Source organism: Acetobacter sicerae (assembly GCF_011516765.1).
Classification (GTDB): Bacteria; Pseudomonadota; Alphaproteobacteria; order Acetobacterales; family Acetobacteraceae; genus Acetobacter; species Acetobacter sicerae.
Window position 1 is genome coordinate 129,001 of sequence record NZ_JAAABN010000002.1, and the last position, 20,730, is coordinate 149,730.

Annotated in this window: 12 protein-coding genes and 1 pseudogene; 8 read left to right on the plus strand and 5 right to left on the minus strand. The window is 58.2% G+C overall.

Features of this window, described 5'->3' with window-relative positions; genetic code table 11:
* Positions 1-211: 211 nt before the first annotated feature.
* The 4 genes from GVI59_RS03160 to GVI59_RS03175 all read right to left on the minus strand — a co-directional run bounded on the left by GVI59_RS03160 (position 212) and on the right by GVI59_RS03175 (position 7,241).
* Positions 212-3,001 carry a bifunctional aconitate hydratase 2/2-methylisocitrate dehydratase gene (locus tag GVI59_RS03160; RefSeq protein WP_173572861.1) on the minus strand — a complete coding sequence of 930 codons (2,790 nt, stop codon included), beginning with the start codon at positions 2,999-3,001 and terminating at the stop codon, positions 212-214.
* A gap of 1,008 nt (positions 3,002-4,009) precedes the next feature.
* Positions 4,010-4,678, minus strand: a complete 669-nt coding sequence (locus GVI59_RS03165) for a hypothetical protein (RefSeq protein WP_173572862.1) — start codon at positions 4,676-4,678, stop codon at positions 4,010-4,012.
* On the minus strand, positions 4,678-5,271 hold the full coding sequence (locus GVI59_RS03170) for a hypothetical protein (protein WP_198912144.1): 594 nt from the start codon (positions 5,269-5,271) through the stop codon (positions 4,678-4,680). The genes GVI59_RS03165 and GVI59_RS03170 overlap by 1 nt, the downstream gene beginning before the upstream one ends.
* A 572-nt stretch (positions 5,272-5,843) precedes the next feature.
* Entirely contained in the window at positions 5,844-7,241 is a 1,398-nt protein-coding gene (locus GVI59_RS03175) for an MFS transporter (protein WP_173573048.1), read from the minus strand.
* 228 nt (positions 7,242-7,469) lie between these two features.
* On the opposite strand from GVI59_RS03175, the gene GVI59_RS03180 reads away from it, so the two are divergent.
* From GVI59_RS03180 to GVI59_RS03190, 3 genes are all read left to right on the plus strand, one after another.
* Complete coding sequence (locus GVI59_RS03180) at positions 7,470-7,772, plus strand: CsbD family protein (protein WP_173572864.1); 303 nt, start codon at positions 7,470-7,472, stop codon at positions 7,770-7,772.
* Positions 7,773-7,983: 211 nt separating this feature from the next.
* Positions 7,984-8,616 (plus strand): ribonuclease HII, encoded by a 633-nt coding sequence (locus GVI59_RS03185; protein ID WP_173572865.1) that lies wholly within the window; start codon positions 7,984-7,986, stop codon positions 8,614-8,616.
* Entirely contained in the window at positions 8,613-9,755 is a 1,143-nt protein-coding gene (locus GVI59_RS03190; protein WP_173572866.1) for a site-specific DNA-methyltransferase, read from the plus strand. The genes GVI59_RS03185 and GVI59_RS03190 overlap by 4 nt, the downstream gene beginning before the upstream one ends.
* Positions 9,756-10,004: 249 nt before the next feature.
* On the opposite strand, the gene GVI59_RS03195 is transcribed toward GVI59_RS03190, so the two are convergent.
* On the minus strand, positions 10,005-10,628 hold the full coding sequence (locus GVI59_RS03195) for an ankyrin repeat domain-containing protein (RefSeq protein WP_173572867.1): 624 nt from the start codon (positions 10,626-10,628) through the stop codon (positions 10,005-10,007).
* A 446-nt stretch (positions 10,629-11,074) separates the two neighbouring features.
* Between GVI59_RS03195 and GVI59_RS03200 the strand changes: the two genes are divergently transcribed.
* The 5 genes and pseudogenes from GVI59_RS03200 to GVI59_RS03220 all read left to right on the plus strand — a co-directional run.
* The gene (locus GVI59_RS03200; RefSeq protein ID WP_173572868.1) at positions 11,075-12,331 is read left to right on the plus strand and encodes an MdtA/MuxA family multidrug efflux RND transporter periplasmic adaptor subunit; all 1,257 of its coding nucleotides are present in this window, start codon (positions 11,075-11,077) and stop codon (positions 12,329-12,331) included.
* A gap of 9 nt (positions 12,332-12,340) precedes the next feature.
* Complete coding sequence (locus GVI59_RS03205) at positions 12,341-15,526, plus strand: efflux RND transporter permease subunit (protein ID WP_173572869.1); 3,186 nt, start codon at positions 12,341-12,343, stop codon at positions 15,524-15,526.
* 6 nt (positions 15,527-15,532) lie between these two features.
* Entirely contained in the window at positions 15,533-18,850 is a 3,318-nt protein-coding gene (locus GVI59_RS03210) for an efflux RND transporter permease subunit (protein ID WP_173572870.1), read from the plus strand.
* 6 nt (positions 18,851-18,856) lie between these two features.
* Entirely contained in the window at positions 18,857-20,413 is a 1,557-nt protein-coding gene (locus GVI59_RS03215; protein ID WP_173572871.1) for an efflux transporter outer membrane subunit, read from the plus strand.
* A gap of 97 nt (positions 20,414-20,510) precedes the next feature.
* Positions 20,511-20,616 (plus strand): annotated as a pseudogene (locus GVI59_RS03220) (IS5/IS1182 family transposase); the annotation flags it as partial.
* Between the last annotated feature and the right edge of the window lie 114 nt (positions 20,617-20,730).

Consider the following 20,730-nt stretch of genomic DNA (forward strand, 5'->3'; position numbering starts at 1 on the left):
TTCAAACTTATGCAGACTTCCCGATCAATGAGTGACCGGGATTTATGAGCCCAAGAATGGAGAAACCCCGGAACAGATGATCTGTCCCGGGGTTTTCTTCTCAAGTGTCCACAGCCACGTTCTGGGATGGCTTTCCGTCCAATGGCAGTTCGTCAAAAGAGTTTTTTGACGAACTGCCAATCCCTCAAATCTCAAGGGTCAGAAGCGGTTTTCAGTAATGGACAGATGCGGAATCAATCAGAGGCGCTTTGGGCGGAGCGAATGTGGTCAGATCAATGCCTTCCACGGCCGCCATGTATTCCTCGTTGCTCGGTGTACGACCCAGGATCGCAGACAGCACCACGACCGGGGTTGAGGCCAGAAGCGATTCACCCTTCTTGGTCCCGGAATCTTCTACGACACGACCTTGGAACAGACGGGTCGACGTCGCCAGAACGGTATCGCCCTTTTCTGCTTTTTCCTGATTGCCCATGCACAGATTGCAGCCCGGACGCTCCAGATAGAGGATGTTTTCATACTCGGTGCGCGGAGCATTTTTCGGGTGTGAGTCGTCAAATTCGAAGCCGGAATAACGCTCCAGAATTTCCCAGTCCCCTTCGGCCTTCAGTTCGTCAATAATATTGTAGGTCGGGGCAGCCACGACGAGCGGAGCATTGAACTCCACCTTCCCTTTTGCCTTCTCAATATTCTTGAGCATCTGGGCCACGATTTTCATATCGCCCTTATGCACCATGCAGGAGCCCACGAACCCGAGATCCACCTTCTTGGTGCCGCCATAGTAAGAAACCGGGCGGATTGTATCGTGGGTATAGCGCTTGGACACATCCTTGTTGTTGACATCGGGATCAGCGATCATGGGTTCATTGATCACGTCGAGATCGACAACAACTTCGGCGAAGTATTTCGCGTTGTCGTCCGGAGCAAGCGGGGGATTTTCGCCCGAGCGTATTCCGGCAATCCGTTTGTCAGCCTTGGCGATGAGCCCCTTCAGCGTGCCGGCGGCATTATCCATGCCTTTGTCGATCATGATCTGGATGCGCGACTTGGCGATTTCGAGCGATTCAATCAGAGCTTCAGCCTGAGAGATGCAGATGGAGGCCTTGGCCTTCATCTCGGCTGTCCAGTCGGTAAAGGTGAAGGCCTGGTCAGCAAGAAGTGTGCCAATATGCACTTCGATGATGCGGCCCTGAAACACGTTCTCGCTGCACTGCTTGAGCATCTGCGCCTGTGTCGCATGCACCACGTCACGGAAGTCCATGTGCGGCTGCATCGTGCCCTTGAACGTCACCTTGACCGACTGCGGGATCGGCATGGTCGCTTCGCCAGTGGCCAGAGCCAGCGCCACGGTGCCTGAGTCGGCGCCGAACGCCACGCCTTTGGACATGCGGGTGTGGCTGTCACCACCGATAATGATGTCCCAGTCACTCACGGTGAGGTCGTTCAGAACCTTGTGGATCACGTCCGTCATCGGGGGATAGACCCCCTTCGGATCGCGGGCCGTGATCAGACCGAAGTCGTTCATGAATTTCATGAGCTTCGGAATGTTCGCCTGCGCCTTCTTGTCCCAGACGGATGCCGTGTGACAGCCCGACTGATACGCGCCGTCCACCAGTGGCGAAATGACGGTAGCCGCCATCGCCTCAAGCTCCTGCGCGGTCATCAGGCCGGTGGTGTCCTGCGAACCGACGATGTTCACCTGCACGCGAACGTCCGATCCTGCATGCAGAACCTTGCCCGGGGTCACGCCGACCGCGTTACGGTTGAAGATTTTCTCGACAGCGGTCAGACCCTGATTGTCGATCGTGATCTCTTTGTTCGGCGCGAAAACGGTTGGTGCCGTGATCCCCAGTGTCTGGGCAGCAAATGTCTGGAGCTTCTTGCCGAAAACGATCGCATAAGAGCTGCCCGCCTTCATGAATTCCAGCTTCTGAGGTGTGAAGGACGCAGCGATATCGGCCAGTTCTTTGCCGTTCGCATCGCGAAGCTTCTTGTTCTTCACATCGATATTGAGAATAGTGCCGGTCGCGACCGGGTATTTTTCCTCAAGGATGGGGTTACCATCGCTATTCAGAACCGGCTTGCCATCTGCATCGGTCTTTCTGACCCAGTTTTTCAGGTTGATGCCGATGCCACCGGTCACGTCAACGGTCGTCGCAAAGATCGGTGAAATGCCATTGGTGCCCGCGACGATCGGGGCGTAGTTGACGAATGGAACGTAGGGGCTGGCCTGCTTGCCGGTCCAGAGCGCCACGTTGTTCACGCCTGACATACGCGACGAACCGACGCCCATCGTGCCTTTTTCGGCGATCATCATCACGCGTGCATCGGGGTGCTGCTTCTGCAGCGCGACGATTTCCTGCTGGGCTGCCGGAGAGATCATGCACTGGCCGTGCAACTCGCGGTCCGAGCGTGAGTGCGCCTGATTGCCCGGCGACAGGAGATCGGTCGAAATATCGCCTTCAGCGGCGATGAAGGTGACGACCTTGATCTCGTCTTCAACAGGCGGAAGTTTGGTGAAGAACTCGGCCTTGGCGTAGCTCTCAAGCACGTCCTTGGCGACGGCGTTGCCTGCCTTGTAGGCATCGCGCAGCCGGAACAGGTCGGCGTCGTAGAGGAAAACCTGTGTTTTCAGCACCTCACCTGCCTGTTTGGCGATCGCGGCGTTATCACCAAGAGCGATGTCGAGCAGAACCTTGACCGAGGGGCCGCCCTTCATGTGCGACAGCAGTTCAAGCGCGTAGGCGGGCGTGATCTCCGGGACGACCGTTTCGCCCTCGACGATCTTCTTCAGGAAGGCCGCCTTGACGCCAGCGGCGCTCGTGGTGCCCGGCAATGTGTTGTAAATGAAGAACTTGAGGGCGTCGGCCCGCTCCGCGTTACCCGCATCCTCAATCAATGCGATGATGTCACGAACGAGGCCGCCGTCGTCGATCGGCTTGGGTGAAAGCCCCTGACTTTTTCGTTCCTTGATTTCGGTCAGGTAATCTGAGTAGGCGTTCATCGCAATCCCAACGTCATTGAGGTGTGTGGACCTGAAACACGGCCCTTTAAACCAGATATGGCTCAGTCGGCTCAGGGTTCTGTGAGACCCCGGTTACGCCAACGACTGCCGACTGACAAGGCACGGCAATTTGGCAGGACAGCCCATGAATTCCGCGGTTGTCGCCTGAATTCGGCACTCTGTCTTTTTCTTCAATCGGAGCCTGAACACCGTCGATTTCACCCCTGCCGTGCTGGTTTGATCTGACCGATGGCGTTGCATTTGTCATTTCAATTTTCCGGTACTGGGGAACGTGTCAGCTTCTCTGTTCCGTCATTCATCATCAGGGTGCTGTTGGTCATGGACCATTCAGTCATTTCCATGACGCATGGCAGGACATGTATCGAACAGGAAGATGGTGGCATTCATCATCGCTGTGAGCTTCTGCGGATCAAGGACGGGGAGAAACGGACCGCACGAAGACACAGCTAATGCCTCGCCCTACACGCAGGGACTGATGATCGCATGGAGTGGTTGTCGGAACCTTACGGATGAGGTTCCTCATTACGGATTTCAAACAGGTTGATGAATGACTGAGTTAAGTAAGCTCTGGTGAGTTAACGAAACTGGGGCAGATTATGACCTGCCTTGTTTTTATTGTGCGGTATCTGTTGATCTTTGGTCATTTATTTGAATGATCGACTTGGGGGGGGGAAGCTCTGCTACTAGTTTGGAAACTGCAGAAGCAGACAGCAGGTGAGATGGGAAGACATGTCTCATGTTATGCATTAATATGCTCAACTTCGAGGAACTGTTGCATATGCAAGCTTAAGAGGCGTCTCTCCAAATCGGCAGCAGCTTTTTGCCTCATACAAGGCTATGGCTGCCTTGCTTGTACAAGCCGTCCCAGTCCGAACTGCCCAGCTCGATGAATTAACGAAAAACCTCAAGGTCTCAGGGACTGATTTACCGAACGACGGTCTCAGGCCAAGAAATGCTTGCTCAGATCGGCGTTTGCTAACCAGCGAGTCAGATCCTTTTATCGAGCCGCCCTTCGATAAAAGCATTTACACATTCATAATGCCAGTTAGTTCGCGTACGAGTGGGAAACTCAATTAAATTGCAGCAACGTGCATCGGGCTCGTTTCGAGAATTATAATAGATTGTTTTGGTGCCTCTGAGACCTTTCGTAAGTTTGCAAAACAAGGGCAGGTAATCTTTGCCCCCAAAAAAAGTGATAGGTTCTTCGGTGTCCGACGGTATGCTCCGAAAATCATCGAAAGGATCGTTTTTACTCCGATATTTAAACGGAGCCGATTTTTTCACAGATTTGCTGAACGTTATGTCATATTGTGGTGTCAGAAAATCTGCTCGGATCAGTCCCCATCCAGCAGACAAGATGTAGAGTTTCTCGATACCGACATAATTTGCGAGGGATACATAGACGGGATTTTCATAGAGTTGATACGCGGGCAATAAGCCTAGAGGGTTGTTCCCCGGCTTTGCATTATACTGAGTGAGAATGTCACGCCAACTTAGTCCGCTGCTGGAAAAATCATCGGGGCGAGAAAAGGCAATGCCTTCTTCAGACGATGCTTTAGCTGGATCCGCAACGATCATAACCTTCGTGCCGTCATCCCTTTTGAGATAGCCAGCATCCTTTCGTTTTCGTGCTGCGCACTGGATGACAGCAATCATTATTTGACCTTCATGGCGTCTACGAGTTCCGATAAACGATCAAGGAAAGCCGGATCGTAGGACTCGTCGACATGATTGTTATTCCAAAGCCCAGATGAACGGACGCGCTCGCGATTGCATCCATGTCCTAGCCATTGAGGCGATGGGGGATCGATGGCTTCTTTACCGTAGTTGCTCAGGAGGGCAATTGTATTGCGTTCAACGTAACCGCGTAAATATCTACTGTCAGGGCTACCGTCTATGTCGAGCCAGAGAAGCGGCATAGCGCCGATAATATTACTGACCTCACCTTCGAGATCTGTCTCCTGAGCGCGGATATAGGCAGGAGCATTGGAGCCCAGCCCCCATGTCGCAGATTGAACTCCGCGACGCTCGAGGAACGCAGTGCCGACAAGCAACCGAAATATGGATCCACGGTGATTTCCACCAGCCACACTAGCTCTGCCACGATGTTGCGAAAGCCGTCCCCATAATTTTGTGCGGGATGTGTCCGTAAGCGCATGTGTACCCACTCTTACGATCCGGGCTCCACCGTCACGACGATATTCCCCCTGCTCCTGAAAGAAATAAACCCCTCGCTGCGGCCATGACATCTTTCCATTGCATAGCGCCAAGGTTCTTGTGCCACCCAATTTGGCTTCAAGACGTCCAAGGATCGAGTAGAAAACTTGTAGGTGCGCGAGACGGACAGAGGGCATATCAAATATAAAGCCCGTCGGAGCGATTCGGCTCTACTCCTTTTATCAAGAGGGGCGTAAAAATGGCTAAAGATCAGTGGCTATGCCTCGAGGGCGAATCAAGCAAAAAAGTAATCGTATTAAAATTAACATTGCGAAAAGCTCAGAGTGTTCAAGCTTCTGTTAGCTCGTTTTTACAATATTCTCGCTCGTTCCGAGTTTAGAACAAAACCATAGTCGATCTGAGATGAAAAGATTGTCTGCGTCGATAAACGCCGCGTGATTATGTTCGGCTAATCTCTATCTCAAACTTATCTTACCTGAGCTAAGGAGGTCATTCAAAAACAGAAAATTTTAATATCAATCTACATTAAAGCAATTCAGAGGAGATGGCTATGTCCGCTTGCAGGAGACGTGCAAACATGCATGTCACAGTTGAGGGCGAAAGCCGACATACAATCCAAAAACTGTTTCAGACACAAAACTCTCTACTTCGTTCCATGCCCGCTCACATTCGCCCCCGCATCCGGCCGCAGTCGCGCGGCCACCGGCACAGCGATGCAGGTCAGCGCCCCCACGACCAGAAACCCCACCCTGAAATCCGCCGCCACCGCCTGCGGATGGTCCTGAACGGCGCGGGACACCGTTACGGCCAGCGCGGCCACGCAAATGCCTGCTGAGAGCATCATCTGCTGGAAAGTGGAGTAGAAACTGGTTGCGTTACTCATCCGCTCTTCCGGCAGGTCGGCATAGGCGATGGAGTTGTAGGCCGAAAACTGGATCGCCTGCACAGCGCCCGACGCCAGTAACACCAGTGTCAGCGTCCAGAGCGGCCAGCCTGGCTGGAAGCTGGCGATTGCTCCGAAAGCGAGCGCTCCGCCCCACCCCATGGTCATCATCACGGTTCGAAAACCGAAGCGACGGAACAGGCGCGGCACATACAGACGTGAGCAGAGCGCCCCGATGGGGGCTGCAAAGACGACCATACCGCTTTGCGCCGGGCTCAGTCCGAAGCCGATCTGCAACATGGCGGGCATCAGGAACGGAAAAGACCCGGCAGCGAGGCGTGACGCCGCGCCACTCAGGACGGACAGACGGAAAGTGGGAATTTCCATCAACCGGAAATCAAGAACCGGGTTGGGGCAGCGTTTCATATGACGGAAATAGCCGAGAAACAGGCAGGCTCCGGCAATCAGCAGGACGGCGGAAAGCCAGTAGGGTCTTGCATTGTGGCTGATCATCTCCGCGCTGAAAGACAGCAGCGCCAGACCGCCGCCAGCCAGTCCCATGCCCGGCCAGTCGAATGGACGGCTCTGCTTTTCCTGCAACTGGGGGACGTGTTTCCACGTCAGATAAAGTCCGAGCAGGCCAACGGGGACGTTGATGTAAAAATTCCAGCGCCATGACAGCAGGGTTGTGATGAAGCCGCCCAGCACAGGACCGAGCATCGGGCCGAGCGTGGCGGGCATCATCATCCATGTCATGGTTTTCAGCAGCTCAGATTTGGCGACGCTTCGCAAAAGCACCAGCCTGCCGACCGGCACCATCAATGCGCCCCCTACTCCCTGCAACATGCGTCCGAAGGCCAGCACGGGAAGACTACCCGCCTGCCCGCAGAGGATGGAACAGACAATAAACAGGGTGATTGCCGTCATCAGCGTCGTGCGGCTGCCGAAGCGGTCGGCCACCGCGCCGGATGCGGGAATGAAAATAGCCAGCCCGACGATGTAGGAGGTCAACGCTACGGAAGCCGCCACCGGATCGACATGCAGGGAGGAAGCGATGGCCGGAAGAGCTGTCGCCAGAATGGTGCCGTCGAGCTGCTCCATAAACAGCAGACTGGAAATGGTCAGGGCGATGATCTGCGATCGGCGTAAGGCTGGCATGTGGGCCACAAAACAGATTTTCCGCTCGGGGCACAATATGTCGCGGGCGGGCTCACGTATCCTTGCGAACGCATGGCTTACGGGAGAAACTCATTCACATTGCGCCAAAACCGTTGGCCACAAAAAGCGTTGCATCATCAGTGAGATCGGTTCCAACTGTACCGACACGAACCGTATTCCGGTTCCGCGTCCCACTGACGCCTCAGGATGTTCGAAAGGAAGACAGACATGTCAGACGACAAGATCAACACCACGGAAGAAAAAATTCATGGCGTCGTCGATCAGGCCAAAGGCCACATCAAGGATGCAGCCGGTGGCCTGACGGGTGATATGGGCCTTCAGGCTGACGGCAAGGTCGATCAGCTTGCAGGCATCGCCCGCGAGGAATTCGCCGATCTTTATGAAGAAGGCGAGAGCCTGGTGGAGAAGGGCGTGTCCTTCGTCCGTGACAAGCCGCTCTGTGCGCTGGGCATTGCCGCTGCGGTCGGCACGTTCATCGGCTGGCTGCTGATGCCGCGCCGCAAGGGCTGAGCCTCACATTCAGGAGGGGGATGGGTCTTCGATCCGTCCCCTTTTTTACGACTCGTGAAGAGTCATCCTGTTTTCTCCCCTTGTGGGAGATTTTTTTTGCTCGCGACTCTTGCGCGGTCACGAGAGAAAATGGTTTTCCTTTATTGCGAATCGTGATTCAAACGACTCGATGATTCATATCGAGTCGTTTTGAGGCTTCGGAAAGGGGACCATGCCGGATTTTTTGCTGGAAACAGAATATGGAGGCCGCGTGGCCGGAGTGGATGAGGCCGGTTGCGGCCCCCTCGCCGGCCCTGTCGTTGCGGCTGCCGTTGTTTTCGGCGCTGGCGTTCCTGACGATCTGGCTGCGAGCATTGATGACTCCAAGGCGCTGACAACGGCCCGACGTGAGGCCATCGCAGCGCGCCTGCCTGGCGTTCCGGGTATCGAAATCGGCATTTCCGCCGCCTCGGTCGAAGAAATTCTTCAGCTCAATATCCTGAAGGCAGCGCAGCTCGCCATGGCCCGCGCTGTGGGCAAGCTGCCGTCCCCTCCCCGCATCGCGCTGGTTGACGGCAACCGCAAGCCGCCACTCGACGTGCCTGTTCGCACGATTGTGGGCGGTGACGGCATCAGCCTGTCCATCGCCGCCGCCTCGATCCTCGCCAAAGTCACACGCGACAGAATCATGAGCCGTCTGGATGCACGCTGGCCCGGCTATGGCTGGGCGAAGAACGCAGGTTACGGCACCGCCGCTCATCGAAACGCCATTACGACACAAGGGTGCACTCCGCACCATCGCCGCGGCTTCGGCACCGTCCGCAAGCAGCTTGAACTCACTCTCGCCAACGGAGGCCCTGCATGAGCGGCGCTATCAAGAACACTTCCGACCTTCCGCTCGACAAGATCCTCTGTGGTGAATGCGTCGATGTCATGCGCAGCCTGCCGACGGCCAGCGTCGACTGCATCTTTGCTGATCCGCCATATAACCTTCAGCTTCGTGGTGAACTGCGTCGTCCGGATGACAGTGTGGTGGACGGTGTGGATGATGACTGGGACAAGTTCTCGGATCTGGAGGCCTATGACCGCTTCACGCGGGAATGGCTGAGTGAAGCGCGCCGGCTGCTGCACAAGGATGGCACGATCTGGGTCATCGGCTCGTATCACAATATCTTCCGTCTGGGCGCGATCCTGCAGGATCTCGGCTTCTGGATCCTGAACGACATCGTGTGGCGCAAATCCAATCCGATGCCGAACTTCCGGGGCCGCCGCTTCACCAACGCGCATGAGACGATGATCTGGGCTGCCCGCAGTCAGGACAGCAAGTATCGCTTCAACTATCAGGCTATGAAGGCTCTGAATGATGACGTTCAGATGCGTTCGGACTGGTATCTGCCGCTCTGCACGGGCAATGAGCGCCTGCGCAACGATCACGGACTGAAGCTGCATCCGACGCAGAAGCCGGAAAGCCTGCTTCACCGCGTGCTGCTGGCCTCCACCGCTGAGAACGACGTGGTCCTCGATCCCTTCACCGGAACAGGCACGACTGCCGCCATGGCGAAGCGCCTCCATCGCCATTTTGTTGGTATCGAGCGTCACCCTGATTACGCCAAAGCCGCAGCGGAACGCGTTGAGCGTGAAGAGCCTCTGCCGCAGGACGCCGTCGCCACCACGCCGATGAAGCGGGAAGCGCCGCGTGTTCCGTTTGGCAGTCTGGTCGAGCGGAATTTCATCACTGCCGGAACGGTGGTCTATGACCGCCAGCGCCGCGTGTCCGCCACCGTGACGCCGGACGGCACGCTGGTCAGCGGGACGCAGCGCGGCTCGATCCACAAGCTGGGCGCTCTGCTGACAAATGCCCCATCCTGCAATGGCTGGACATTCTGGCACTTCGAGCGTGACGATATACTGACGCCGCTTGATGTGCTGCGGTCAGAGAGCCTCGCTGCCGATGCGGAAGCTGTTGCTCTGGCCAGCGCAGAGGTTCCCATCGCGGCTCAGTGACAGGGGCGGAATGGCCCTTTTACACGCGCTCGGCCTGATCCATCAGGAATACTGGGCGTATCCGGGATATTTCCCAGCAAAGCAGCTACCCGGTAGAACGCCTGAACAGTTTCAGGCGCATATCTGAAATCGAAGTGACAGCCGTGAGGCTTTGCCGCGCCTGACCAGAGCACAGCATCTCCTTCGATTGAAAAAAAGAGGCGTTCCGAAGAACGCCCCATTCAGTCATTCAATCCACAACAGACAGTCTCAGCTACCGCCGAAGCCAAGGAAGCCGACCGATGGCTGGGCCTGTCCGCCCGAGGCATCGTAACGCCGGTCAATGATCGACTGTGTTTTGTCGCGGGCTGCACGACCACCGATGCTCAGGTGACCTGACCCGTTTCTCATGCTCACACCGGAATTCGCCACAGTGCTGGTCGTCACGCCTGCTGAGTCATCAATGGCGCGCATGGACAGCAGAAAGAACATGATGTCGTTGCGGTTCAGGTCGATGGCCATATCCAGCGGCGTCTGTCCCAGAACATTATGCCCGCTCAGGTCGGCGCCACGGCTGACAGCTTCCTTGGAAGCGCCGAGGCTTCCCCGGTTGATCGCTTCAAACAGGGCCGCCGTCGGCTCCATGTCGCCGTTGGCGTGACCGGCCTCATCCTCATTCGACTGTGCGCCCGGCAAGGCCGCAGGAGGCGCCGCCTTACGGGCGTCCCGCTTTGCTTCGGCCTGTTTGGCGGCGTCTTCGGCTTCCTCCTGATCCGCCTCCTGAGCATGCGCCCAGTGAAACGGTGTCACAGACACCACTCCTGCAAGCAGCAGAAGAGGTATGAGCGCCTGCCGGACAGGCCGGCGTTTCGTATCAGAACAGAAGCTGTACATTGTGCGATTGGTACTCCCAGCACCTCATCACTTAGTGAAAAAAACGCTTTTTTGCCAGAGATGACGAATCGGTATTTTCGTGAAATGCAAAATAATTATCGCGTGGAGTGATCTGATACTAAACGTAGCAAAAACTCTCCGCCCCGTTGCAATATTTCACAATGACGCTCTTAACGAGAACGATTTGCAATTAGATCACAAAAATTAACAAAATTTCATGTTGATGCATGTTTACGTCTTATACGAAAATATTTCGTATTTTCAGTATGATAAAATTGAACTCTGACGTGATATGAAAACTTTTTTAAGGGCTGAATGCCACGTTCCTGAATGTTGAAGATGGGCTTTTTGCTGCTATGCAGGCCTCGGGTCAGACCTCTGCTTAATCGACACGAGCCCTTCAAGAACGCCCCGACAGAACCTGTGGACGGAAATCGACAGAAGTTATGAGTGAACACAATTCTTCTCCTGCTCCCTCTCCGTCCTCTTCTCCCCGCCGCCCCTCCCGTTCCCGCCGCTGGATATGGGTCGTTCTTGTTCTGCTGCTGCTCGGCATACTGGCTTACGTTTTTCTCGGTCATCGGGAGAAAGCCAGCCGACGCGTCGGATCGACAACTGGCGTAGCCCAGCCCGTCACGGTCGAGACCGTCGCTACCGGCGACATGCCCGTCATTCTGACTGAACTCGGAACCGTCGTGCCGATCACCAACGTGACGGTCCAGACCCGTGTCGAGGGCTATCTGATGGACGTGAAGTTCACCGAAGGTCAGCACGTCAAGAAAGATGATCTGCTCGCGGTCATCGATCCGCGTCCCTACGAGGTCGCTCTCCATCAGTATCAGGGGCAGCTGGCCCAGGATCAGGCGCAGCTTGAGCGCGCCCGCATCGACAACGCCCGCTATCAGAAGCTGATCAAGCAGGACAGTGTGGCCGCCATGACGGCGCGGGATCAGGAATTCACGGTCAAGCAGCTTGAAGGCACAGTGAAGGTGGATCAGGCGCTGGTCGACAATCAGAAGCTTCAGCTCGTCTATTGCCACATCACGGCGCCAGTGGACGGTCGTGTCGGCATCCGTGCAGTCGACAAGGGGAACTACGTCGCCGCCGGCCAGTCGGGAGGCCTCGCCATCCTGACCCAGATGCAGCCGATCTCCGTGATCTTCACCCTGCCGCAGGACCAGCTTCCACAGGTTGCCGATCAGCTCCGGGCAGGTCATCCGCTACAGGTCGAGGCCTGGAACAGCTCGAACACACAGAAGATCGCCACCGGCAGCGTCAGCTCTCTCGACAGCCAGATCGACACGGCCACCGGCACGGTCCGTCTGCGCGCCATTTTCCCGAACGAAGACGAGCATCTGTTCCCGAACCAGTTCGTGAATGCGCGCCTGCTGGTGACAACGCTGCATGACGCCATCATCGTTCCGTCCAACGCGCTCCAGACCGGTCCGAACGGCCAGTTCGTCTATGTCGTGAAAGCCGACAACACCGTCGATGTGCGCAATGTCAAACCGGGCATTACGGATGGCACGCGCACAGTGGTGACTGAGGGTCTCAATCCGGGCGATCGCGTTGTGACTGACGGCACCGACCATCTCCGCGCAGGAGCCGAGGTGAGCATTCCCGCCGACCACCCGGACACGTCCAAGCAGAAGCAGGACGCGCATCCGGCTTCGTCACACCGTCATCACAACAGCACCAACTGACGCCAGACCGTGAATCCCTCACGCATCTTCATCGAACGGCCTGTCGCCACCACCCTGCTGATGGTGGCGATCCTGATCGCCGGTCTTCTGGGTTATCACTTCCTGCCCGTGTCGGCGCTGCCGGAAGTCGAATATCCGACCATCACGGTGCAGACCTTCTATCCGGGCGCGGGTCCGGACGTGATGGCCACTTCCGTCACAGCGCCGCTGGAAACCCAGTTCGGGCAGATGCCGGGACTGGACCAGATGACTTCCCGCTCCTCTGGCGGCGCGTCGGTCGTCACGCTCCGCTTCGGGCTGAGCATGTCGATGGATGTGGCCGAACAGGAAGTGCAGGCAGCGATCAATCAGGCCAACTCGCTGCTGCCGACCGATCTGCCCGCGCCGCCGACCTACGCCAAGGTCAACCCTGCCGACACTCCCGTCCTGACGCTCGGGATCACCTCGAAAACGATCCCGCTGCCTGAAGTCGAAGACTATGTGGATACCCGGCTTGAGCAGAAGATCAGCCAGATTTCCGGTGTCGGTCTCGTCTCCCTGTCGGGCGGCAATCGCAAGGCGATCCGGGTGCGCGTCAACATTCCCAAGCTGACATCCTACGGCCTTGATCTCGACACGCTACGGACCACGATCGGCAATGTGAACGTCAACTCCCCGACCGGCACGTTCGACGGCGCGCAGCGCGCCTCGACACTGCGTGTGGATGGGCAGATCGCCAGCGCGACGCAGCTTCTGAATCAGGTCATCGCCTATCAGAACAACGGACCGATCCGGCTGAAGGATGTCGCCACGGTTGTCGTCGGCGCGGAAAACACCCAGCTCGCCGCCTGGGCCAACACGACTCCCGGCCTTATACTGAGCGTGCAGCGTCAGCCCGGCGCTAACGTGATCGCGGTGGTGGACAACATCAAGGCGATCCTGCCGAGGCTTCAGGAATCCATGCCACCGGGGATCGACATTGTTCCCCTGACAGACCGCACCACCACCATCCGCGCCTCTGTCGCGGATGTGGAGTTCGAGCTGTTTCTGGCGCTGGCGCTGGTCGTCGCGGTGATCTTCGTGTTCCTGCGCAACGTTCCCGCGACAATCATCCCGAGCCTTTCGGTTCCGCTTTCCATTGTCGGCACCTTCGCCGTCATGGATCTTCTGGGCTTCTCGCTCGACAATCTCTCGCTCATGTCGCTGACCATCGCCACCGGCTTTGTCGTGGACGACGCCATCGTCATGATCGAGAACATCTCCCGCTACATCGAGCAGGGTGATGACCGGATGACCGCTGCCCTGAAGGGCGCGGGCGAGATTGGCTTCACCATCATCTCGCTGACCATCTCGCTGATCGCGGTGCTGATCCCGCTGCTGTTCATGGGCGACGTGATCGGCCGTCTGTTCCACGAATTCGCGCTGACGCTGGCCATCACCATCATCCTGTCCGCGGTTGTCTCCCTGACGCTCGTGCCGATGATGTGCGCCCGGCTGCTGAGCGAGCGCCCTCACGCGGTGGAAGACGCCAAAACATGGTTTCAGCGGTGGTCCGCCCGCATGGAAGTCGCGACCAACCGTCTCATCGCGGCCTATGACCGGGCGCTGGATGTCGTGCTGGCGCACTCGGGCACCACGCTTCTGGTCTTTGGCGCGACCCTGCTGCTGACCGGCTTTCTGGCCTGGGAAATCCCCAAGGGCTTCTTCCCGGTGCAGGATACCGGCGTCATTCAGGGTATTTCCGTCGCTGCTCAGGCCACATCGTTCGATGCGATGAAAACCCATCAGCAGGAACTGGCCAAGGTCATTCTGCAAGATCCCGATGTGGTCTCCCTGTCCTCCTTTGTGGGTGTGGACGGACAGAACTCGACACTCAATCAGGGCCGTTTCCTGATCAACCTCAAGCCGCATGACGAACGCAGCGGCTCCGCTCAGGAAGTGGCCGCGCGGCTGGGTGAGGAAACCGCGAACATCGCGGGCATCAGCCTCTATCTTCAGCCCGTGCAGGATCTGTCGCTCGACACGACCGTCGCCGCCACGCAGTACCAGTTCCTGCTGGAAAACCCGGACTACAACGAATTCAAGACATGGGTGCCGAAGCTGGTTGATGCGTTGCGGCAGGAACCGTCCCTGTCAGACGTGACCTCGGACCTTCAGGCGGAAGGGCTGGTCGCCCGTGTGACGCTGGATCGCTCCACTGGCGCGCGTTATTCGATCACGCCGCAGACCATCGACAATGTGCTGTATGACTCATTTGGTCAGCGGCAGATCTCGACCATCTACACACAGTCGAACCAGTATCGCGTGATTCTGGAAGCTGATCCGGCTTTCCAGAAAAACCTTGCCTCGCTCGACCAGCTTTACCTGCCCGGCATCTCCGGCAACTCAGGCGAGAGCACCTCCGGCCCGACCCGTTCTCCAACGTCCGGCCTTGTGCCGATGGCCACTGTCACGACCATCACGCGTGAGACGGCCCCCCTGCTGATCACGCATTTCGGTCAGTTCCCGGCCACGACAATCTCCTTCAACGTGTCGGAAGGCTATGCGCTCGGACAGGCGACGGACGCGATCCGGCGTGTCGAAAAGCAGCTTAAACTCCCTGCGGCTTTCCAGACTTCCTTTCAGGGAACGGCGGCTGCGTTTCAGGGCTCTCTGAGCAATGAGCTGTTCCTTGTCGCGGCGGCGCTGATCGCGGTCTATATCGTGCTCGGCATTCTCTATGAGAGTTTCGTGCACCCGGTCACGATCCTGTCCACCCTGCCCTCCGCCGGTATCGGCGCGCTGCTGATGCTCCGGATTTCCGGCGCGGGACTGGATGTGATGGGAATCATCGGCCTCGTGCTGCTGATCGGTATCGTCAAGAAGAACGCCATCATGATGATCGACTTCGCGCTGGAAGCGGAGCGTGAGCATGGCATGTCCTCGCTCCAGTCGATCCGGCAGGCCGCGACCCTGCGTTTCCGTCCCATTCTGATGACGACGCTGGCCGCCATGCTCGGCGCGCTGCCGATGGTGATTTCCTCCGGCACGGGCTCCGAGCTGCGTCGTCCGCTGGGTCTCGCTATTGTCGGCGGTCTCGCCGTGTCCCAGCTTCTGACGCTGTTCACCACGCCGGTCATTTACCTCGCGCTCGATACGATGGCGCAGAAATGGAACCGCCGTTTCAGCAATGCGCATGAGCCGCACGGAACCCGGCCTGCTGGTGAGCAGGGCTGATCCGGCATGAGTCCATGCCGTCTGTTCATTGAAAGGCCGGTCGCCACCACCCTTCTGACGGTGGCGCTGCTGATTGGCGGCATCCTCGGTTATCTCAAGCTGCCGGTTTCCGACCTGCCGAATGTCGATTTTCCCGTCATCATGGTGCAGGGACAGCAGGCGGGCGGCTCGCCGGAGGAAGTGGCCAGTTCGGTGGCGGCTCCTCTGGAACGTCATCTCGGGCAGATTGCCGGTCTGACTGAAATGACGTCGCAATCGACGCAGAATCAGGTCCGGATCATGCTCCAGTTCGAGCTGACCCGCGATATCAACGGCGCGGCGCGTGATGTGGAGGCGGCCCTGCAGGCGGCCCGTGCGGACATGCCGTCTTCGCTGCGGCAGAACCCGAGCTACAGCAAGGCCAACCCCAATGGCGCGCCGGTTCTTGTTCTCGCCCTGACATCCCCGACCCGTACCGCCGCCGTGCTGTATGACCTCGCGAGCAATGTGCTCCAGCAGCATCTCTCGCAGGTGCGTGGCGTCGGCATGGTGCAGGTTGCGGGCAGCGCCCTTCCCGCCGTGCGCGTCGAGATGAATCCGCTGAAGCTGTTCCAGTATGGCATCGGCTTTGAAGACGTTCGCGCGGCCCTCGCTTCGGCCAACGCCCATACTCCCAAGGGGATTATCGACCAGAACGGCCTGCGTTTCACGCTCGACACCAACGATCAGGCCCGCTCGGCGCAGGCCTATCGTGATCTGATCATCGCCTATCGCACCAACAGGCCGGTGCGTCTCTCTGATGTTGCGGTCATCAGCGATGGCGTGGAAGACATCCGTAACGCCGGTTTCTTCAACCAGCAGCGGGCCGTGATCGGGATCGTATTTCCGCAGGCCGGGGCCAACGTCATTCACACGATCGACCAGATCAAGGCCATGCTCCCGGCCCTGCGCACCGCTCTGCCTCAGGACGTGTCGCTGCATCTGGCGCTGGACCGGTCGCTGACCATTCGCGCCTCGCTGGAGGATACCCAGGCCACTCTGGTCATCGGCGTCATTCTTGTTGTGCTGGTGACGCTGGCGTTCCTGCGTTCGCTGCGGATGACCCTGATCCCGGCCATTGTGGTGCCAACCTCGATCATCGCGACCTTCGGGGTCATGCGTCTGCTGGGCTATTCGCTCGACAACATGTCGCTGATGGCCCTGACGGTCTCGACCGGTTTTGTGGTCGATGATGCGATTGTCGTGCTTGAGAACATCGCCCGCCACATCGAAGAAGGTGTGCCGCCAAGAGAAGCGGCGCTCAGGGGCGCGGAAGAAGTGGCTTTCACGGTCATCTCGATCACCGTCTCGCTGGTCGCGGTGTTTCTGCCGATCCTGCTGCTCGGTGGGCTGGCCGGGCGTCTGTTCCATGAACTGGCGATGACGGTGTCCATCACCATTGTCATTTCCATGCTTCTGTCCCTGTCTCTCACCCCGATGCTGGCGTCACGCATCCTCCGTCCGCACAACCACACAGACAGCAACGCCGCCTCCCCGAACTGGTGGCACAGAAGCACGGCGAGACTGGGAGCACTTTTCGGCTCGGCCATTACCGCTGTGGAAAAGGGGTATGCCCGCACGCTCGACGTCGCATTGCGGCACAACCGGCTTGTCCTGCTCAGTCTTCCCGCGACCATCATTCTGATGGTGGCTGTATTTCTGGCGATGCCGAAAGGCTTCTTCCCCACGGAAGACACGGGCATGCTGATGGGCCATCTGATGGGTGACCAGTCGATTTCCTTCACGGCCATGACGCAGAAAATCGACACGGTCGAGAAGGCTGTCCTTCAGGAAAAGGAAGTGGCCAGCATTGCCGGGTTCCTTGGCGGACGCGGCTCCTCCAATCAGGCCAGCCTGTTCCTGCAACTCAAGGACAAGAGCGAGCGCGGACCGGCTCCCAACCTGATGCTGCGGATTGCGGGGCGGCTGCATGACCTTGTCGGCGCGCAGTTCTTCCTGATGGAGCCCGGCGGCGTGCGGGCCGGGGCGCGGCAGGGCAATGCGTCCTACCAGTACACATTGCAGGGTGATTCAGCGACCGAGCTTTATAGCTGGGCCCCCAAGCTGATGGCGGAACTACGTAAACATCCGGAAATCCTCGATCTTTCCAGCGATGTGCAGCAGGGCGGTTCGGCTATCGTCGCCAAGATAGACCGTGACACCTCGGCGCGTTTCCAGATCACGCCACAGCTGATCGCCAACACGATCTATGACGCATTCGGGCAGCGCTCCGCCTCCGTCATCTACAACACGCTGAACCAGTATCGTGTCGTCATGGAGGCGTCGAAGGAGTTCTGGAGCGATCCGAACACCATCCGGCAGGTCTGGGTCGCCACAACGGGTGGCACAGCCGCCGGTGGAACCGCATCCAACACCATCCGCGTCAGAACGAGCACGAGTGAGGCCAGCACGAGCAGCAGCACGCAGGCGAGCATCAGCAGTCAGAACTTCAAGAACCAGATCGCCAACACGCTGGCGGGCGGCGCTTCGGCCTCCACTGGCTCGGCCGTGTCAACCGGACGCGCCTCCATGGTGCCGCTGACTTTCATCACCGACATCACACCGTCGCGGACACCGGTTTCCGTCAATCATGAAGGTCAGTCCGTAGCTTCCACCATCTCCTTCAATCTGGCGAAAGGCGTGGCTCTCAGTCGCGCCGTGCAGATCATTCAGGATGAGACGGTGGCTCTGCACATGCCGGCCACCATCCACGGCAGTTTTGCGGGTAATGCGGCACAGTTCCAGAAATCGGTCAATGACGAGCCGATCCTGATCCTTGCCGCCCTTGTCGCGGTTTATGTCGTTCTGGGCATTCTCTATGAAAGCTATGTGCACCCGCTGACCATTCTCTCCACCCTGCCCTCTGCCGGTGTCGGCGCGCTGCTGGCGCTCGAACTGTTCGGCGAGGACTTTTCGCTGATCGCCATGATCGGCGTGATCCTGCTGATCGGCATCGTCAAGAAGAACGCTATCATGCTGGTGGATTTTGCGATCACCGCCGAACGGGAAAACAATATTCCGCCGTTCGAGGCCATCCGCACCGCCTGTCTTCTCCGCTTCCGCCCCATCATCATGACTTCACTGGCCGCCGCCCTCGGCGCCCTGCCGCTGGTGTATGGCAACGGGTATGGCGCGGAGATGCGCCGCCCGCTGGGCATCGCCATCGTAGGCGGTCTGCTGGTCAGTCAGGCCCTGACCCTCTACACAACCCCGGTTGTCTATCTGACGCTGGATCGCCTCGCGCTACGGTTTAACAAACGCCGCCGTAATCGCCTGTCCCCCCACGCCAACCCTCAGGACGCCTGACGCGGAATGAAGACCCACACCCGCCCCTCCCGCCGTCGTATCGCCCTTCTGCTGGCGCCGTTCCTGCTGTCCGGCTGCATGGTCGGCCCGGATTACAAGCGCCCCACGGCCATCATCTCTCCCAGGTTCAAGGAGTTGAAGCCCGCCGAGGGCTGGCAATACGCCAATCCTGCGCTGGCGGCGGCTCCCAAAGGCAGGTGGTGGGAAATCTATAACGATCCCATCCTGAACGGGCTGGAAGAGAAAGTCGAAATCAACAACCAGAATGTCGTCCAGTATGAAGCGCGGTATCGCAACGCCCGCGCCGCGATCAACGCCATTCGGGCGCAGCTTTACCCGACCCTGAGCGGCTCGCTGAGCTTCAACCGCAACAGCACCGGGCGCGGCTCCCGTAACGCGTCTTCGGGCGTGCTGGTCAATTACGGCACGGGGGATTCCACCACCACCTACACGCCGTCCAATTCGACAGAAACCACCTATGGCATGGGTCCGACGGCGAGCTGGGATCTGGACCTGTGGGGCGCGATCCGTCGTCAGATTCAGGCGCAGGTGACGGAAGCACAGGCCAGCGCCGCCGATCTTGCGAACGCCAAACTGTCCTATCAGGCGCAGCTTGCGACGGCCTATTTCAACCTGCGTTATCAGGACAGTCTGAAAGATCTTCTGCACAGGACCGTTCAGTTTTACGAACATTCCTACCAGATCACGCTGAACCAGTATAACGCGGGCGTTGCCGAACCGACGGCGCTGCTTCAGGCCCGCACGCAGCTTGAGCAGACCCGCGCTCAGGAAGTGCAGGCCGGGATCGCCCGGGCGCAATATGAACACGCCATCGCCGTGCTGATGGGCGCAGCTCCTGCTGATCTGACCATAGCACCCGGTCGCCTGCCAGATACCGTCCCTGCCATTCCGGTTTCGGTACCTGCCGATCTGCTGCAACGTCGTCCCGACATCGCCGCAGCGGAACGCCGGATGGAGGAATACAACGCCCAGATTGGCGCTGCGATCGCCGCCTTCTATCCGGATGTGAAGCTGACGGCTTCCTACTCCTACAGCGGTGATCCGGTTGGCGCGCTTGTACAGGTGGCCAACCGGATCTGGTCGCTGGGCGCCGCGGCGACGGAAACCATTTTTGAAGGTGGCGCTCGCACGGCCGCCGTTCACGAAGCCAACGCGAATTATGACAGCTATACCGCCGCCTATCGTCAGACGGTCCTGACGGCGTTGCAGGGCACGGAAGATCAGCTTTCCAACCTGCGTATTCTGTCAGAACAGGCAACCCAGCAGGCGATTGCTCTGGACGCCGCCAACAAGGCCGCCACTGTTGCGATGAATCAGTATCTGGCTGGCACGGAGATTTACACCACCGTCATCACGGCGCAGGTCACTGCCCTGTCCAATGCGGAAACGGTGCTGTCGATCCAGCAAAGCCGCATGGTGGATTCCGTGAGCCTGATCGAAGCGCTGGGCGGTGGCTGGGATGCGTCTTCCCTGCCGAGCAAGGGATCCATGCAGACGGATAACCCGTTCCTTCCCAGCTTTATCCAGAAGGACAAGAACTGAGGGTCACTGGACTTTCCTTCGCGGTGTTACTGAACAGGAACTCAGTGATTTCAGCAGGTTGTGATTCATGAGTTTGCGACAACCTGATGAGATCGAGATGGTCTGGACTGAAATCACCCGCGCCGAGTATCGCCCGCCGGGATAACCCTGAGTATGCAAGAGACCTGCGCGATGCGGAATGGGTATTGATTGCTCCGCTTATGGGCAGAGAATTAGTCAAACTGCTTTTGCAGTCAGACACTAAAACAGCACTTCCGGCGGGTTAGAACTTCCTGCACAAACATCAGGCAGGACAATGCCTGCCTATAAATGCTGGA

Coding starts and splice junctions, on each gene's coding strand:
- GVI59_RS03160 (WP_173572861.1), bottom strand. CDS start 3,001: ATGAACGCCTACTCAGATTACCTGACCGAAATCAAGGAACGAAAAAGT.
- GVI59_RS03165 (WP_173572862.1), bottom strand. CDS start 4,678: ATGATTGCTGTCATCCAGTGCGCAGCACGAAAACGAAAGGATGCTGGC.
- GVI59_RS03170 (WP_198912144.1), bottom strand. CDS start 5,271: ATGTCATGGCCGCAGCGAGGGGTTTATTTCTTTCAGGAGCAGGGGGAA.
- GVI59_RS03175 (WP_173573048.1), bottom strand. CDS start 7,241: ATGCCAGCCTTACGCCGATCGCAGATCATCGCCCTGACCATTTCCAGT.
- GVI59_RS03180 (WP_173572864.1), top strand. CDS start 7,470: ATGTCAGACGACAAGATCAACACCACGGAAGAAAAAATTCATGGCGTC.
- GVI59_RS03185 (WP_173572865.1), top strand. CDS start 7,984: ATGCCGGATTTTTTGCTGGAAACAGAATATGGAGGCCGCGTGGCCGGA.
- GVI59_RS03190 (WP_173572866.1), top strand. CDS start 8,613: ATGAGCGGCGCTATCAAGAACACTTCCGACCTTCCGCTCGACAAGATC.
- GVI59_RS03195 (WP_173572867.1), bottom strand. CDS start 10,628: ATGTACAGCTTCTGTTCTGATACGAAACGCCGGCCTGTCCGGCAGGCG.
- GVI59_RS03200 (WP_173572868.1), top strand. CDS start 11,075: ATGAGTGAACACAATTCTTCTCCTGCTCCCTCTCCGTCCTCTTCTCCC.
- GVI59_RS03210 (WP_173572870.1), top strand. CDS start 15,533: ATGAGTCCATGCCGTCTGTTCATTGAAAGGCCGGTCGCCACCACCCTT.
- GVI59_RS03215 (WP_173572871.1), top strand. CDS start 18,857: ATGAAGACCCACACCCGCCCCTCCCGCCGTCGTATCGCCCTTCTGCTG.